We start from the raw sequence: 15,211 nt of genomic DNA, 5'->3' as shown, positions 1-15,211 counted from the left end.
GTCCGTCTACGGCCAGACCAAGGCCGCCGGCGACATCGCCGTGGCCGGGTGCCCGCGCCACTACATCATGCGCTCCAGCTGGGTCATCGGCGAGGGCCGCAACTTCGTCAAGACGATGAAGGGCCTGTCCGACCGCGTCGCCGACCCCGAGGACGGGCTCGAGCAGGTCACGGTCGTTGACGACCAGCTGGGCCGCCTGACCTTCACGCGCGACATGGCCGAGGCCATCTTCCACGTGCTGGGGACGCACGCCCCCTACGGCACCTACGACTGCACCGGCTCCGGCACCGTCAAGTCCTGGGCCGATATCGCCCGCGCCGTCTTCGAGGCCGCCAACGGCAACGGGGACAGGGTCGTGCCGGTATCGACCGCCGACTACTACGCGAGCGCCGAGGGCCCCGTCGCCCCGCGCCCGGTCCACTCCGCGCTCGACCTGTCCAAGCTCGAGGCTGCCGGCTTCCACATGCCCGACTGGGAGGAAGAGCTGGGGGAGTACATCAAGACGCTCTAGCCGCTATTAACTTTTCGAGAGTAAAAGCCGCCGTTCTTTAACGGCGGCTTTTCTTGTTGGCGGCTATCTGCGCAGTGGTGCCAATAGTATTTTGCGGAAGATCTACCTCTCGCTTGGCATGGAAGTAGGGTGGCCGGGCTGGTCGTCGTAGGCGTATTTGCTGTACACGTTGACCTCCCACTGCTTTTTTTCGACCTTTGCTACAGAATCTAGGATGAAGCCGGTCGCAAGGCTCAGGCCGCACAGGAACATAAACGAGGCGGCGAGCACAGCGGTGGGGAAGCGCGGGACGAGGCCGGTCTGGAAATATTCGACAACGATGGGCATGCCCAGGGCGAGGCCGAATACCGCGAACAGAAGCGCAACGAGGCTGAAGAACTTCAGCGGGCGGTAGTCCTTGAACAGCGTGCCGATCATCGCAACGACTTTAATGCCGTCGCTCACGGTGTTGAGTTTGGACTCGGAACCCTCGGGACGGTCGCGGTACTCGATGGGCACATCTTTGATGCGCCAGCGGTGGTCGACGGCGTGGATCGAGAGCTCGGTTTCGATCTGAAAGCCCTCGGAAAGCACTGGGAAGGTTTTAACGAACGGGCGGCTCATGGCGCGGTAGCCTGTCATGACGTCATCGAAGCTGTAGCCATAGATCCACTTGATCATGGCGCGGACCAGATTATTGCCAAAGCCGTGGAAGGCACGCTTGTTCTCCTCGGCGTAGGTGCCGTTGGAAAGGCGATCGCCTACGGTCATGTCGGCCGTGCCGTTAAGGATGGGCTCGCAGAGGGCCTTGGCCGCCTCGGCGGGGTAGGTGTCGTCTCCGTCGACCATCAGGTAGCAATCGGCGTCGATATCGCGAAACATCTGGCGGCACACGTTGCCCTTTCCCTGACGGGGCTCAAAGCGGACTGTGGCGCCGTGCTCGGTGGCAATGCGTGAGGTATCGTCCGACGAGTTGTTGTCATAGACATAGACCGTCGCCTGCGGAAGCTCGCGGTGAAAGTCGTCGATGACTTTGCCGATCGTGAGCGCTTCGTTGTAGCAAGGGATGATGACGGCGATGGATTCAGAATTCACTTAATGCTCCTTATACATTCAATCCTAGAAAGTATAGCCGTTTGGGCCTGGCATCCTAAGATGTGGGTTAGTTCTCCAGTTTTGTTGCGCGAATCGTTTGCATGGCCGTCGGGTCTATACTGTTCGTTTGTCAACGATTACGAGTAAAGGAGTTGCATCCGTGTCGGATCAGACAAAGCAACAAGAAACTCGCAGTCTGCCTGCGACGTTTGCTAAGAACGAATTTGAGAAGGATGCGTTTATCCTTCGTCAGCTGGTTACCAAGGATTTTAAGATCAAGTATCGCCGTAGCGTTCTGGGCGTCGCATGGTCGGTGCTCAACCCGCTGCTGATGATGATCGTCATGGCCATCGTGTTCTCGACGATTTTTGGCCAGGGCCGCAATGGCTCAATGACGCCCGAGATGTACCCGCTGTACTTGATCGTGGGTAACATCACCTTTGCCGTCATGTCTGAGTCTACTAACCAGGCCCTGACGTCGATCGTGGGCGCTGCCCCTCTGCTCAAGAAGGTTAAGGTGCACCGCTGGGTTTTCCCGGTGCAGAAGGTGCTCTTCTCGCTGGTCAACTTTGCCTTCTCGCTGGTCGCCGTCGCCATCGTCATGCTGTGGTTCCGCGTTATGCCTTCTTGGCACCTGATTCTGTTGCCGGTTTGCCTGCTGCTGCTTATGTGCTTCTGCATGGGCCTGGGCATGATGCTCTCTGCCCTTACGGTCTTCTTCCGCGACGTTATGCATCTGTGGAGCGTCGTCATTACGGCGTGGACTTACATTACGCCCATCTTCTGGACGACTGACTATATTGCGCAAATGCCGCATCTCGTGCGTATCTTGATGTATGCGAACCCCATGTTCAACTACCTGCAGTTTATGCGCGATATCTTCCTGTTTCAGACTACGCCCTCGCTTATGACGTTTGGTATGTGCGTCGCTTGGGCGGTTCTTGCGCTTATTATTGGCTATACCGTGTTCCATAAGTCCGAGCGCAAATTTATCCTCTACATCTAAGGAGTGCTGTGATGACTGAATCTGTTGTTGATTACAGCGAGCAGCCTCTGGCTGTCGAGGTCGACGACGTCACCATGATCTTTAACATGGCGTCCGAGTCGCTGACCAACCTCAAGGAGTACTTCATTAAGCTTGCCAAGCACGAGCTGTTCTTTGAGGAGTTTAGGGCGCTTAAGCACATCTCGTTTGATATTCATCGCGGCGAGGTTGTGGGTCTGGTCGGCACCAATGGCTCCGGCAAGTCTACGATGCTCAAGATTATCGCTGGCGTTCTTGAGCCTAGCGAGGGCAGCGTTAAGGTGCACGGTAACATCGCGCCGCTGATTGAGCTTGGCGCCGGCTTTGACCCCGAGCTGACCGCCCGCGAGAACATCTATCTGAACGGCGCCCTGCTCGGCTATACCAAGGAGTTCATCGACGCCAACTTTGACGGCATTATCGAGTTCGCTGAGCTGCAGAACTTTGTCGATATGCCGCTTAAGAACTTCTCTTCGGGCATGGTGGCGCGTATCGCCTTTGCAATCGCGACGATTACCGAGCCCGATATTCTGATCGTTGACGAGACGCTGTCCGTCGGTGATGTGTTCTTCCAGCAAAAGTGTGAGGCCCGCATCCAGCACTTTATCCAGAGCGGCGACGTGACGGTTCTGTTCGTTTCGCACTCTATGGAGCAGGTTGAGCGCATCTGCCAGCGTGCCGTTTGGATTGAGAAGGGTGACCTTCGCATGGACGGCCCGGTCGATGAGGTCTGCAAGGCGTACCGCGAGCAGTTCAACTAGGTTATAATTACTTGCGCCTGACAGGCTTGTGCTTGCTTGGGCGTGCGGTTATTTGCTCCATTAGCTCAGTTGGATAGAGCAGGGGACTTCTAATCCCAAGGTCGACGGTTCGAATCCGCCATGGAGCACCATCGTTTATTAAGCCCAGACCGCTTGGTGGTCTGGGCTTTTTTCATCTTGTGTGTTGCTGGAGCCGAGCGCGAGCAAGCCGCTGCTGTTTGTTGGGGTTGGCATTTTACTTTTCGAGATGCTCTTTCAGCAGCTCCAACGCGTGGGCGTAGCCCTTCAGGCCCTCTCCGGTGATGGTGGCGAAGCAGGCCAGACGGGCGTAGCTCACCTGGCGGAAGTCTTCGCGCGTCTCTACGGCGCTGATGTGCACCTCGACGGCAGGGATGGCGACGGCTTTGAGCGCATCGAGGATCGCCACGCTCGTATGTGTGTAGGCGGCCGGGTTGATGACGATGCCGTCGACCTTGCCGTAGGCCTCCTGGATCTTGTCGACGATGCTGCCCTCGTGGTTAGACTGGAAGACCTCGACCTCGTCGAAGCCCTGTGCGGCACCCGCTTCCTGGCAGATCTGCACTAAGCGATCGTAGTTGTCGCTGCCGTAGATGCCTGGCTCGCGAATGCCGAGCATGTTGAGGTTGGGGCCGTTAATGACGAGTGCTTTCATGGTTGCTTCCTTTGCAGTTGAAAAACCACCACAAAGGTGCCTGCCCCCTTTGTGGTGGTTTTGGTTAGAGAGCGGGTGGGAGGGTGTCGAGGAGGGCATGGGCGGTGTTGGCGGCGCAGTCGCGTGAGTCGATGATGTAGTCGGCCCAGGCGCGGTAGCGCGGCATACGCTGCTCGGCCAGCTTGTCGATGCCGTCGCGCGCGGTGATGGGGCGGCCCTTGTGGGCGAGCTCGTCGAGCTTGCGGTTGAGCATCACGATTTGGCTGTTTTGGTGCAGCAGAGGGTAGTTCTCGTCGCGCGTAACCACGCCGCCGCCGGTGGAGAGCACCAAGCCGCTGCGCTTGGAGATGTCGGCCAGCGCTGCCGTCTCCTGCTCGCGGAAGGCCGCCTCGCCGCACTTGATGATAAAGTCGGCGCAGGGCATGCCCAGGCGCTCCTCGAGGGCGCGATCGAGATCGATGTGCTCGCGGCCCGTGAGCTGGGCGATCTGCTCGCCCACGCGGGTCTTGCCCGAGCCCGGCATGCCGATCAGCGCGATGTTCTGTTCGCGGCGTGACAGGCGCTCCGTTACGTCCAGGATCCTCTCGCGCGGGGTGGCTTTGCCGGTATAGCGCTCGACAGCTTGTGCCGCCTGGGCAACAAGCATAAGCAGGCCGCCGATGCAGGGGATGCCGCGGCGCTCGGCCTCGAGCATCAGGCCCGTGCGGGCGGGGTTGTAGACAATGTCGATGACGCCCTCGAGCGCATCGAGGCCTTCGAGCGTGCAAGGCGCGTCGGGGCAATGGGGGAACATGCCGGCGGGCGTGCAGTTGACGAGTAGGGAGGCGTCGGACTGCTGCGCGATATTGTCGTAGTTGACCTCGCTCGTGCGACCCACGGGTACGACGATGGCGCCCATGTCTCCCAGCACCATACTTGCCGTGGTGCCGGCGCCGCCGGTGGCACCGAGCACGAGGGCCTTCTTGCCGGCAACCTCAACGCCCAACTCCTCGACCAGGCACTGGAAACCGAAGTAGTCAGTATTATCGCCGTGCAGGCGGCCGTCGGGCAGGCGCGTGATGGTGTTGACGTTGCCCATGCGCTCGGCGAGCGGGCTCAGCTCGTCCAGGTATTCCATGACGGCGCGCTTGTAGGGGATGGTCACGTTGGTGCCCTCCCATTCGTCGCCCGTCATAAAAGCCTCAAGATCCTCGGGCTCGCACTCAAAACGCACGTACTCAAGCCCCGCCAGCTCCTTGTAGATGGTCGGGGTGTAGCTGTGGCCCAGCACGCGGCCCAGCACGCCGTAGGGGCGGGTTGCGGCGGTATCGGTCATCTAGAGCACCTCCGTGTAGCTGCCAAAGTAGGTGAAGCTCTCGCATACGTCGTCGATCGAATCGAGCAGGTCGTCGAGGGCCTTGCTGCCAAAGGGACAGTCCAGATCAAAGTAGAACATAAACTCAAAGTTGTGGCCGGGGATGGGGCGGCTCTCGAGTTTGATGAGGTTGATGTTGAGCGCGTAGAAGCGCTCGAGCACGCGATAGAGGGCACCCGGCTCATTGGCCGTGGTGATCATGAGCGAGGTACGGTTGGCACCGGGATAGACGCGTGGCTCGCGGCTGATGACGACAAAGCGTGTGTAGTTGTTGTCCGAGTCCTGGATGTTGGACTCCAGCACCTCCAGGCCATAGAGTGTCGCGCAGCTGCGCGATGCGATGGCGGCAACATCGGTGCGCCCGGAGCTGGCGACCATCTCGGCCGACATGGCGGTGTTGGGGTACTTGGTGGCGTGCAGGTCGTGGGACTCGATAAAGCCGGCACACTGGGCAATGGCTTGGCCGTGGCTGTAGACCTCGCGCACGTCGGCGAGCTCAGTGCCGGGCTTGACGAGCAAGTTGTGGTCGATCTTGAGGCGAAGCGAGCGCACGATGTGGAAGTCGAACTGGGCGAGCAGGTCGTAGACGGCGTTGACCGAGCCGGCGGTGGAGTTCTCGATGGGCAGCACGCCAAACTCGCAGAAGCCGTCGCGCACAGCGCGCATAACGCCTTCGAAGGTCTCGAAAAACGCGATGTCGGGCACGTCGAAGAGTTTGCACGCGGCGATTTGGCTGTAGGCACCTTCGACGCCCTGGCAGGCGACGGTTGCCGTCTGGGGGAAGGGTGTGTCAAAGGCTGCGGCCATGGCATGGGCCTTTTGCGACACCGTGATGCCCTTGAGCTCGTTGATGTAGCGCTGCTGCTCGGCCTTGCTCATGCTCATGAGGAGACGGAACAGGGTGATGGTCTGCGCCTTGTAGCGCTCGGGCGCGCGGCTGGCGAGGTTGTTGAGCTTTGAGCGCTCACGGGCGGGGTCGAAGACGGCCTTGCCCATCTCGATTTTTGACTTGGCTACCTCGGTGGCAATGTCCATTCGCTCGACAAAGCTGTTGAGGAGCGTGGTGTCGATGCCATCGATGGCCTGGCGGATGTCAGCAAGGTCCATGGAGGCCCCTTTCACGTAACGGCTGAGTTGGCAGGCAACCCAGGTGAGTCGGGTTAGAGCTGGGCGGCGTCCTCGAGGAGAGCGTCCCAGATGGCGAGGGCGGCGGCTGCTTCGGCTACGGGGACGGCTCGGGGGACGATGCAGGGATCGTGGCGGCCGTGGATCGAGAGCTCGGCATTTTCCATGGCGTCCATGTCTACGGTCTGCTGCTCGCGGCCAATCGAGGGCGTTGGCTTTACGGCCATGCGCCACATGACGGGCGCGCCGGTCGAAATACCGCCCAGGATGCCGCCGGCGTTGTTGGACTCAACCTCGATCTCGCCGGTCTCGGCGTCGATGCGATACGGATCGTTGTTCTCGCTGCCGCGCATGGCGGCCACGGCAAAGCCCATGCCAAACTCCACGCCCTTTACGGCGGGAATGCCAAACGCGATTTGCGCGATGCGGTTCTCGATGCCGTCGAACATGGGGTCGCCGATGCCCGCGGGAAGCCCGTAAATGCCGCACTCCACGATGCCGCCGATGCTGTCGAGCTCGTCGCGCGCGGCAAGAATCTCCTCGCGCATGCGGCCGGCTGCGGCGGCGTCAATGCACGGCAGATCGTTCGTAAGGATTGCCTTGCGGTCGGCCTCGCGATAGACCATATCGTCCATGGGTAAGTCGGAGATACCGCCGATCTGCGCGACGTGCGCCATGACCTGAATGCCGCGGGCTTCGAGCGCCTGCAGCGCGATCCCGCCGGCGATGCACAAGGGTGCCGTTAGGCGGCCGGAGAAATGCCCGCCACCAGCGACATCGTGCATGTTGTGATACTTCACGCGCGCAGGGAAGTCCGCATGTCCGGGGCGGGGCTTGCGGCGCAGCTCGGAATAGTCCTTGGAGCGCGTGTTAGTGTTCTCGATAATCGCGGCGATGGGCGCACCGGTGGTATGTCCATCGACAACACCGGCGATGATGTGGGCGGTGTCGGCCTCGCGGCGTTTGGTCGCGGTCTCGTCGCGACCGGGGGCGCGACGGTCTAAAAAGGCCTGCAGCTGCTCCTGGTCCACGGCGATGCCCGCCGGGATGCCATCGAGCGAGCAGCCGATAGCGGGGGAGTGCGATTGACCGAAGATGCTTAAGTGCAATACGTTGCCAAAGGTCGAGGACACGCTATTCCTCCTCGAGTGTGACCTTGCCGCCCAACAGGCGGTAGTGGTCGAAAAAATCGGGATAGGACTTGTTGACGGCCTCGGCGCCGTGGATCACGACCTCGCCGGTGGCGCGACTTGCGGCGATGGCTGCCATCATGGCGATGCGGTGGTCGTTGTGCGAATCGACCTCGCCGCCGGTAAGGGCATCGACGCCCTTGATGATGAGGTCGTCACCGGCGATGCGCACCTGTGCGCCCAGCGCGGTGAGCTCGCGGGTGGTGGTGACCAGACGGTCAGATTCCTTGATGCGCAGGCGCGCACAGTCACGGATGAACGTGCGGCCCTGAGCCAGCGAGGCCACGGCCGAGATAACGGGTACCAGGTCGGGAATGTCGTGGGCGCTCATCTCAAAGCCGGCGAGCTTGTCGGACTGCACGGTGGCGGCGTTGGTGGAGCGCACGATGCGGGCGCCAAAGCGCGAAAGCGCGGCAAGTACGTTGCGGTCGCCCTGTGCGGAGCTCAGGGACACACCCTCGACGGTGATGGGGTCGGTGCCGATAGCGCCGGCGCACAGCCAAAAGGCGGCGTTGGACCAGTCACCCTCGACGGCTACGCTGCCGGGCGTGCGATACGACCCACTGCTCACGCGGAAGTTCGTGACCTCGGGCTGGCCGTCCTTGGCCGGAATACGCTCGACGTTGACCTCGACGCCAAAGGCCTTCATGGCCTGGATTGTCAGGTTGATGTAGGGGCGGCTCTCGATGAGGCCGGTCACCTGTACGCTGGAGGGCTGGGCCAGCAGCGGGGCTGCCAGCAGCAGGCCCGAGATGTACTGCGAGCTTACGTTGCCCGGCAGCACAAAGGTGCCCGGGCGCATACGTCCGCTCGTCTTGAGCGGAAAACCGCCCAGACCCTGTAGGTCGCAGCCGGCGGCAATGATCTCGTCCGAGAGCGGGGACAGCGGGCGTGCGCCTAGGCGGCCCTGTCCCACAAAGGTTGCCTCTGCCCCCAGCGCGCAGGCGACGGGCAGCATAAAGCGGAGCGTGGAGCCGCTCTCGCCGCAGTCGAGCGTGCCGCCGGCAAGGGCCTTGAGCAGGCCGAACTCAATGCTCTTCATGGTGGGGTGGACCTGGAAGCCGTCCTCGACGGTCTCGATGCGGGCGCCGAGCGCCGTGAGGCAGCGGACCGTGGCCTCAATATCGGCGCAGGTGGTGTTGCAGGTCACATGCGTCTCTCCGTTGGCAAGGGCAGCGCAGATGATGAGACGGTGCGCCATCGACTTGGACGCGATGGCGGGAACGGTGCCCTTAAGCGGGGACGGGGTGATGCGGGCTAGCATGCGGATGCGTCTCCCTTCTGGCCGAGGCCCTCGGCAATGAGTTCGTGGAAAGTGGAAAGCGGCGTGCGGTCGATGCTGCAGCGGCCAATGCCGTGCGGAATCACCAGGTCGATGGTGTCGCCCGCGCGCTTCTTGTCGTGGAGCGCCTCGTCAAAGACGGCATCGGCATTGAGGTCGCAGCGGGTCTTGAGGCCGTGGCGGGCGCAGAGCTCCTCAATACGGCCGGGCAGTGCAGCATCGCAAACGCCGTGCAGGGCCGCGGCGCGCGTGATGATGCCCATGCCGATCGACACGCAGTTGCCGTGTCCGAGCTCAAAGTGCTCGCAGGCCTCGACGGCGTGTCCGGCGCTGTGTCCAAAGTTGAGCAGCTTGCGCTGGTTGGTTTCGTGCTCGTCGGCGACGACCACGGCGCGCTTGATGTCGATGTTGCGGGCGATGATGAGTGCTACGCGGGCCACATCGCGGTTGAGCAGCTCCAGCGTGAGCGGGGTCTTCTCCAGCTCGGCGAAAAGCTCCGGGTCGGCGATCACGGCGTGCTTGACGACCTCGCCGCAGCCGTCGGCGAACTGCTCGGGCGTGAGGGTGGCCAGGCACCCCACGTCGGCGATAACCACGCTCGGCTGCCAAAAGGCGCCGGCCAAGTTCTTGCCGGCAGCCAGGTCGATGGCGGTCTTGCCGCCCACCGACGAATCCACCATGGCGAGCAGGCTCGTCGGGATCTGCACAAACTTGCAGCCGCGCATGTAGGTCGCGGCCACAAAGCCCGCCACATCGCCCACGACGCCGCCCCCGAGTGCCACGATCACGTCGGAGCGCGAAAGCTCGTGCTCGGCCACAAACTCCAAAATGGCAACATAGGTTTCGGCGCGCTTATGGGCCTCGCCGGCCTCGAAGGTGCAGATGCTCACCTCGTAGCCTGATGCCTCCAGGCTCTGCTTAACGGGCATCTGGTAGAGCGGGCCTACGTTGGTGTCCGTCACGATGACGGCCTTGGTGCCGCCGGCAGTGGCGCGCACGAGCGGTCCCGCCTGCTCCAGCAAAAACGTGCCAACATGCACCTGGTAGGGGCGTGCGGTGTCGATATCGATGGTAATCGCCATAAGCTTCGGTCCTTTCGACCTGGCGTGATAGGTGGTCTAGTGGGAGGCCTCGTCGTCGAGTGCGCGCTTAATGCGGTCGCCCTCGGCAAGGAGATTCTCCAGATAGCGCTGGTCGCGGTTCTTGAGCGCACGGCTGTAGGCGCCAAGCGACTCGATCAGATGGTCGATCTCGAAGGCGAGCGCGTCGGCGTCGTCGATCATGAGCTCGGACCACATTTGCGGGTTGAGGTGCGCCACGCGGGTGAGATCGCGGTAGCTACCGGCCGAAAAGCCGTGGTGGACCTGGGCGGTGGGGCTTTTGACGTAGGCGTTGGATACCACGTGCGCAAGCTGGCTCGTGAAGGCGATGACGCGGTCGTGCTCGGCGGCGCTGGTCACGCTGAACTTGCCAAAGCCCAAGGGGCGCACCATCTCGCGCACCTGGCCCAAAAGCTCCAGCTTGAGCGCATCGTCTACCGCGGGCGGTACGAGCACCAGCGGGGCGCCCTGGAACAGGTCGGCACGAGAGTTAGCGTAGCCCGAGAACTGGGTGCCCGCCATGGGGTGCGCGCCCACAAAGTAAAAGCCGTGCTCGCGGGCAAGCTCAAAGGCACGTTCGCACACGATGCCCTTGACGCCCACCGTGTCGATCACCACGGGGCCCATGATGGCGTCGGTGTCGGTGGCGTCGGCGAGCGCCTTGGCGTGCGTCTCGAGCCACTCGATGCATGCCTCGGGGTAGCAAGCCAGGACGATGATGTCGCATTCGCCGAGTGTCTTGTCGTTGAGCTCTCCGGCGACAGTGCCCATGCTGGCGGCCGTCATGACATCGTCATCGGGGTCCCAGGCCAGCACGCGGACGCCCGCCTGTGCATAGCCGCGGGCAAAGCTACCGCCGATGAGGCCAAGGCCGACGATGCCGGCGCACTTGGGGCCGCCCTGGTTAACGCGCGCGTTTCTCACCGTACCCATGGGCTACTCCATGGTCTCTTGGCAGACAACCTCGCGGATGGCTCGGATGCGGCGCATGGTGTCGTCGAACTGATCGGGGGTGAGGGCCTGGGCGCCGTCGGACCAGGCGCGGCTCGGCTCGTCGTGGACCTCGATCTCCAGGCCGTTGGCACCGCAGGCGGTCGCGGCGAGCGCCATGGGCTCGACGTAGCGGGTGTAGCCGGTGGCGTGGCTGGGGTCGGCGACGACGGGCAGGTGCGACAGGTGGTGCAGCACCGGCACGGCGTTAAGGTCGAAGGTGTTGCGGGTGCGGGTCTCGAAGGTGCGGATACCGCGCTCGCACAGGATGACGTTGTCGTTGCCCTCGCTCATGATGTACTCGGCTGCCATAAGCAGCTCGTCGATCGTGCCGGACATGCCGCGCTTGAGCAGAATCGGGGTCTGGGTCTTGCCGACCTCCTTGAGCAGGGGGAAGTTCTGGGCGTTGCGGGCGCCGATCTGCATGACGTCAATCTTCTTGTCAAGGAAGACCTGCACGTCGCGCGGGTCCATGATCTCGGTGACGATCGGCATGTCGAGCTCGGCAGACGCCTCGCACAGCAGGTCGAGGCCGGCAGGGCCCATGCCCTGGTAGGCGTAGGGGGAGGTGCGGGGCTTGTAGGCGCCACCGCGCAGCATCGTGGCACCGGCGGCCTTCACGCGGCGTGCGATGCGGATGAGGTTCTCGCCCTCGACGGAGCAGGGACCGGCGATGACCTGGAACTGGTCGCCGCCGATCTTGACGCCGTGGCCGCAGTCGATGACGGAGTCCTCGGGGTGGAACTTGCGGTTGGCGCGCTTAAAAGGCTCGGAGACGCGCTGCACGCGCTCGACGACATCCATGGACTCGAGCAGGAACGGGTCGATCTTGGTCGTATCGCCCACCAGGCCGATGATCGTCTCGTTCTCGCCGCGCGAGACATCGGTCTTCAGGCCCTTTTTCTCAATCCAGCTGACGATATGGCTTACGGCCTCGTCGCTGGCGCTCTGCTTTAAAATTGCAATCATGGTGTGCCTCTCACCTCGATGGATAACTTTTGCAAAAACGGCCCGCATCGCGAGCCGTGTATATATGGTGCATGAGAGTTTATACTATCTGACTCGCTTTTGCCTTCTAAAGTGGGCCGTTGCGGCTCGTCTTCCTCGGAATTGCAAAGCTTTTTCTTTTATTTTGATAGCCCGTGGTGCACTTGGGTATAATGCCAACTGTTGGCCCTATTAGCTCAGGGGATTAGAGCGTCTGCCTCCGGAGCAGAAGGCCGTTGGTTCGAATCCAACATGGGGCACCATCGAACGTAAGACCGTCCGAACCTCGCATGGTCCGGGCGGTTTTCTTATACCGACGCGACGTGATGGGACGTGGTATGGCAGCAACGGATATCGAGCGCGGACTCTCAACCGCCGAGGTCGAGGAGCGTATCGCCGCCGGTAAAATCAACCGCAACATGGAACTCAAGACCAAGTCGGTCAAAGAGCTCATCATCGAGAACCTCTGCACGCTGTTCAATTTGATCAACGTGATCTTGGCTTTCCTGGTCATTTTGACCGGTTCGTTTAAGAATCTGACGTTCCTGTTCGTGGTGTTCCTCAATACCGCTATTGGCGTCATTCAGTCCATGCGTTCCAAGAAGATGGTCGATAAGCTCACGCTGCTGACCTCCAAGAAGGCCATCGCGGTGCGCGATGGCGCCGAGGTGGAGCTCGACCTGGACCAGATCGTGCTCGACGACATCATCCGCCTGGGGCGCGGCGACCAGATTCCCGCTGACGCCGTGGTGGTTTCGGGCGAGGCGCTCGTGAACGAGAGCCTGCTGACGGGCGAGAGCGACCTTATTAAGAAACAGCCCGGTTCCGAGCTCATGAGCGGCAGCTTTATCGACTCGGGCCTGCTGCGCGCCCGCGTGATCCATGTCGGCGCCGACAACTACGTGGCCAAAATTAATAACGAGGCCAAGTACGTCAAAAAGGTCAATTCCGAGATCATGAACGCGCTGAACGCCATCGTGCGCTTTGCGAGCATCATCATGATTCCGCTTGGCCTGGCTCTGTTCGCCTCGAGTGTAAGTTGGCTGTGGGATGCCGCGGGAACCCCGGGCGATAGCGCGCTTTCGTGGTGCTTCTCCGAGCTGTTGGCTGGTCATGTGCCTTCGTCGGCGCTGCTGTCCACGGTGGGCGCCCTGCTGGGCATGATCCCGCAAGGCCTGGTGCTGCTGACCTCGTCGGTGCTCGCCATCGCCACGGTGCGCCTTGCCCGCCGCAAGGTGCTGGCGCAGCAGCTCTACTGCATCGAGACGCTCGCGCGCGTCGACGTGCTGTGCCTGGACAAGACGGGTACCATTACCTCGGGTCGTATGGAGGTCGAGGGCACCTACCCGCTGCCTGTTGAGGGTGTTGGCTTTGGCGTGGACTCGGACGAGGCGGCTGTTCCCGTCGATACCACAGTGCTCGATTTTGCGCTGGCTAACGTGGCGCGTGCGACTTCGGCCGATGCCAACGAGACCTGCCAGGCGCTGCTCAACTATTATGCTGATCGCCCGGTCGAGGTGTCTGAGCCGCTGTCGGTCATTCCGTTCTCGTCCTCCAAAAAGTGGAGCGGCGCGTCGTTTGCGCAGGGCTCCTATGTGATGGGTGCGGCGCAGTTTGTGCTCTCTGATCGTGTGTTTTCGCAGGTCGAGAACCGTGTCGCCGAGCTTGCCGATACCTGCCGCGTGCTCGTGGTGGCGCGCGTGGACGGCTTTACGCCCGATGGCGATATGATGGGCGAGGCCGAGCCCGTGGGCTTTGTGACCATCCGCGACGAGATTCGTACCTCGGCGGCCGAGACCATCGGCTATTTTAACGAGCAGGGCGTGACCCTCAACGTGATCAGTGGTGACGACCCGCGTACGGTGTCGTCGATCGCGCGCGTGGTGGGCGTGCCAGGGGCGGACGCTTATGTGGACGCTACGACGCTCGATACGCCGGCCAAGCTCGATGCCGCAGTGGACCGCTACCATGTCTTTGGTCGTGTGACCCCGCAGCAGAAGCGCGAGCTCGTGCAGGCGCTCAAGCGCCGCGAGCACACCGTGGCCATGACGGGCGACGGCGTCAACGACGTGCTGGCGCTCAAGGAGGCCGACTGCTCCGTCGCCATGGCGGCCGGCTCCGATGCCGCGCGTAACGTGGCCGAGATCGTACTCGTCGACAACGACTTTGCCTCGATGCCCGCCGTGGTGGCCGAGGGCCGTCGCTCCATCAACAACCTGCAGCGTTCGGCCTCACTGTTCCTGACCAAGACGCTGTTCTCGATGGGCCTGGCGGCGCTGTGTATCGCGCTGCCGCCGTACCTCTTCGAGCCCATCCAGATGACGCTCATTAACTTCTTCTGCATCGGCGCGCCGGGCTTTGTGTTGGGCCTGGAGCCCAACAATGCTCGTGTGAAGGGTGCGTTTTTGAGCAACGTACTCAAGCGTGCACTGCCGGCGTCGATTGCGGTCATTTTGGCTGCGGCGCTCGATATCTTTGTGGCGCGCGTGTTTGGCTTTAGCCAGCTCACGCTGTCTACGATGTGCCTGCTTACGTCGTGCGCGGCGAGCGTCAGCCTAATCTGGCGCATCTCGCAGCCTCTCACGCCCTTACGTGTGGTGCTCTTTGTGTTTGTAGTCGCCGGCATCCTGGTGGGCGTTATCGGATTCCCGGAGCTGCTGTCTATTGCCAACCTGTCGATGGGCCAGATGGTTATCTTGGCTGTTATCGTGGTCTTTACCTGCTCGGTGTTCTTTAAGCTCGCCGCGATGATGGATTCGCTCAAGCCGCGTCGTCGTCATGCCGCAACTGGTTTTGGCCGCGGTGTGCGCGTCCGCCTGGGTCGCGGTGGCGGCAAGGTGAGCTCGACGGGCTCGACGGCCGAACGTTTTGCCAAGCGCGTCGCCGCCGACATGGCGCAGCGCCGCGAAGATCGCACCGCTCGCGAGGCCGAGGCCCGCGCACTCGAGGGCGTGGCCCAGGCCCAGCCCAAGAAAAAGAAGAGTACCGGAGCTAAGCGCTCTCGTGTGACCAAGTCCGCCCAAGGCATCAAAGTCTCGATGCCAAGCAAAAAGAAGAAGTAGCTACGCGCCCTGGCGATGTTGAATTGGTGCCTTGTTCCTGTGGGGCCGTGGCGATGTTATGCTCTAACCTCGATTGTT

The 15,211-nt window shown here is 62.0% G+C and carries 13 protein-coding genes and 2 tRNA genes; 6 read left to right on the top strand and 9 right to left on the bottom strand.

Annotated features, from left to right (window positions below; translation table 11 throughout):
* On the top strand, nt 1-511 hold a 511-nt coding region (locus LK493_RS06150; protein ID WP_227790454.1), incomplete at its 5' end, for an SDR family oxidoreductase.
* A gap of 102 nt (nt 512-613) precedes the next feature.
* On the opposite strand, the gene LK493_RS06145 is transcribed toward LK493_RS06150, so the two are convergent.
* Nucleotides 614-1,585 (bottom strand): glycosyltransferase family 2 protein, encoded by a 972-nt coding sequence (locus LK493_RS06145; RefSeq protein WP_117654851.1) that lies wholly within the window; start codon nt 1,583-1,585, stop codon nt 614-616.
* Between the two features lie 160 nt (nt 1,586-1,745).
* On the opposite strand from LK493_RS06145, the gene LK493_RS06140 reads away from it, so the two are divergent.
* The 3 genes from LK493_RS06140 to LK493_RS06130 all read left to right on the top strand — a co-directional run bounded on the left by LK493_RS06140 (nt 1,746) and on the right by LK493_RS06130 (nt 3,501).
* Nucleotides 1,746-2,591, top strand: a complete 846-nt coding sequence (locus LK493_RS06140) for an ABC transporter permease (protein ID WP_022094778.1) — start codon at nt 1,746-1,748, stop codon at nt 2,589-2,591.
* A gap of 11 nt (nt 2,592-2,602) precedes the next feature.
* Entirely contained in the window at nt 2,603-3,370 is a 768-nt protein-coding gene (locus LK493_RS06135) for an ABC transporter ATP-binding protein (protein WP_006236046.1), read from the top strand.
* 54 nt (nt 3,371-3,424) lie between these two features.
* Nucleotides 3,425-3,501: transfer RNA gene (locus tag LK493_RS06130), tRNA-Arg, on the top strand.
* Between the two features lie 104 nt (nt 3,502-3,605).
* On the opposite strand, the gene aroQ is transcribed toward LK493_RS06130, so the two are convergent.
* The 8 genes from aroQ to aroF form a co-directional block, all read right to left on the bottom strand.
* Nucleotides 3,606-4,043: a type II 3-dehydroquinate dehydratase gene (gene aroQ / locus LK493_RS06125; RefSeq protein ID WP_099431841.1), complete on the bottom strand. Its 438-nt coding sequence runs from the start codon at nt 4,041-4,043 to the stop codon at nt 3,606-3,608.
* Between the two features lie 64 nt (nt 4,044-4,107).
* Entirely contained in the window at nt 4,108-5,358 is a 1,251-nt protein-coding gene (locus tag LK493_RS06120) for a shikimate kinase (protein WP_227790453.1), read from the bottom strand.
* The gene (gene pheA / locus LK493_RS06115) at nt 5,359-6,504 is read right to left on the bottom strand and encodes a prephenate dehydratase (protein WP_227790452.1); all 1,146 of its coding nucleotides are present in this window, start codon (nt 6,502-6,504) and stop codon (nt 5,359-5,361) included.
* A gap of 53 nt (nt 6,505-6,557) precedes the next feature.
* Nucleotides 6,558-7,655, bottom strand: a complete 1,098-nt coding sequence (gene aroC, locus LK493_RS06110; RefSeq protein ID WP_227790451.1) for a chorismate synthase — start codon at nt 7,653-7,655, stop codon at nt 6,558-6,560.
* A 1-nt stretch (nt 7,656) separates the two neighbouring features.
* A complete protein-coding gene (aroA, locus tag LK493_RS06105; protein ID WP_227790450.1) occupies nt 7,657-8,976 on the bottom strand; it encodes a 3-phosphoshikimate 1-carboxyvinyltransferase in 1,320 nt (439 codons plus the stop codon).
* The gene (gene aroB / locus LK493_RS06100) at nt 8,970-10,076 is read right to left on the bottom strand and encodes a 3-dehydroquinate synthase (protein WP_227790449.1); all 1,107 of its coding nucleotides are present in this window, start codon (nt 10,074-10,076) and stop codon (nt 8,970-8,972) included. Before aroB ends, aroA begins: the two co-directional genes overlap by 7 nt.
* A 36-nt stretch (nt 10,077-10,112) precedes the next feature.
* Nucleotides 10,113-11,027: a prephenate dehydrogenase gene (locus LK493_RS06095; RefSeq protein ID WP_035138596.1), complete on the bottom strand. Its 915-nt coding sequence runs from the start codon at nt 11,025-11,027 to the stop codon at nt 10,113-10,115.
* A gap of 3 nt (nt 11,028-11,030) precedes the next feature.
* On the bottom strand, nt 11,031-12,053 hold the full coding sequence (aroF, locus tag LK493_RS06090) for a 3-deoxy-7-phosphoheptulonate synthase (RefSeq protein ID WP_022094767.1): 1,023 nt from the start codon (nt 12,051-12,053) through the stop codon (nt 11,031-11,033).
* A gap of 204 nt (nt 12,054-12,257) precedes the next feature.
* On the opposite strand from aroF, the gene LK493_RS06085 reads away from it, so the two are divergent.
* Nucleotides 12,258-12,334, top strand: a tRNA-Arg gene (locus LK493_RS06085).
* A gap of 75 nt (nt 12,335-12,409) precedes the next feature.
* Complete coding sequence (locus LK493_RS06080; protein ID WP_227790448.1) at nt 12,410-15,133, top strand: HAD-IC family P-type ATPase; 2,724 nt, start codon at nt 12,410-12,412, stop codon at nt 15,131-15,133.
* Nucleotides 15,134-15,211 lie beyond the last annotated feature (78 nt).

Origin of the sequence: Collinsella aerofaciens (genome assembly GCF_020709435.1) — a bacterium.
GTDB classification, from domain to species: Bacteria; Actinomycetota; Coriobacteriia; order Coriobacteriales; family Coriobacteriaceae; genus Collinsella; species Collinsella aerofaciens_AU.
This window is presented reverse-complemented; position numbering and strand designations above follow the sequence as displayed.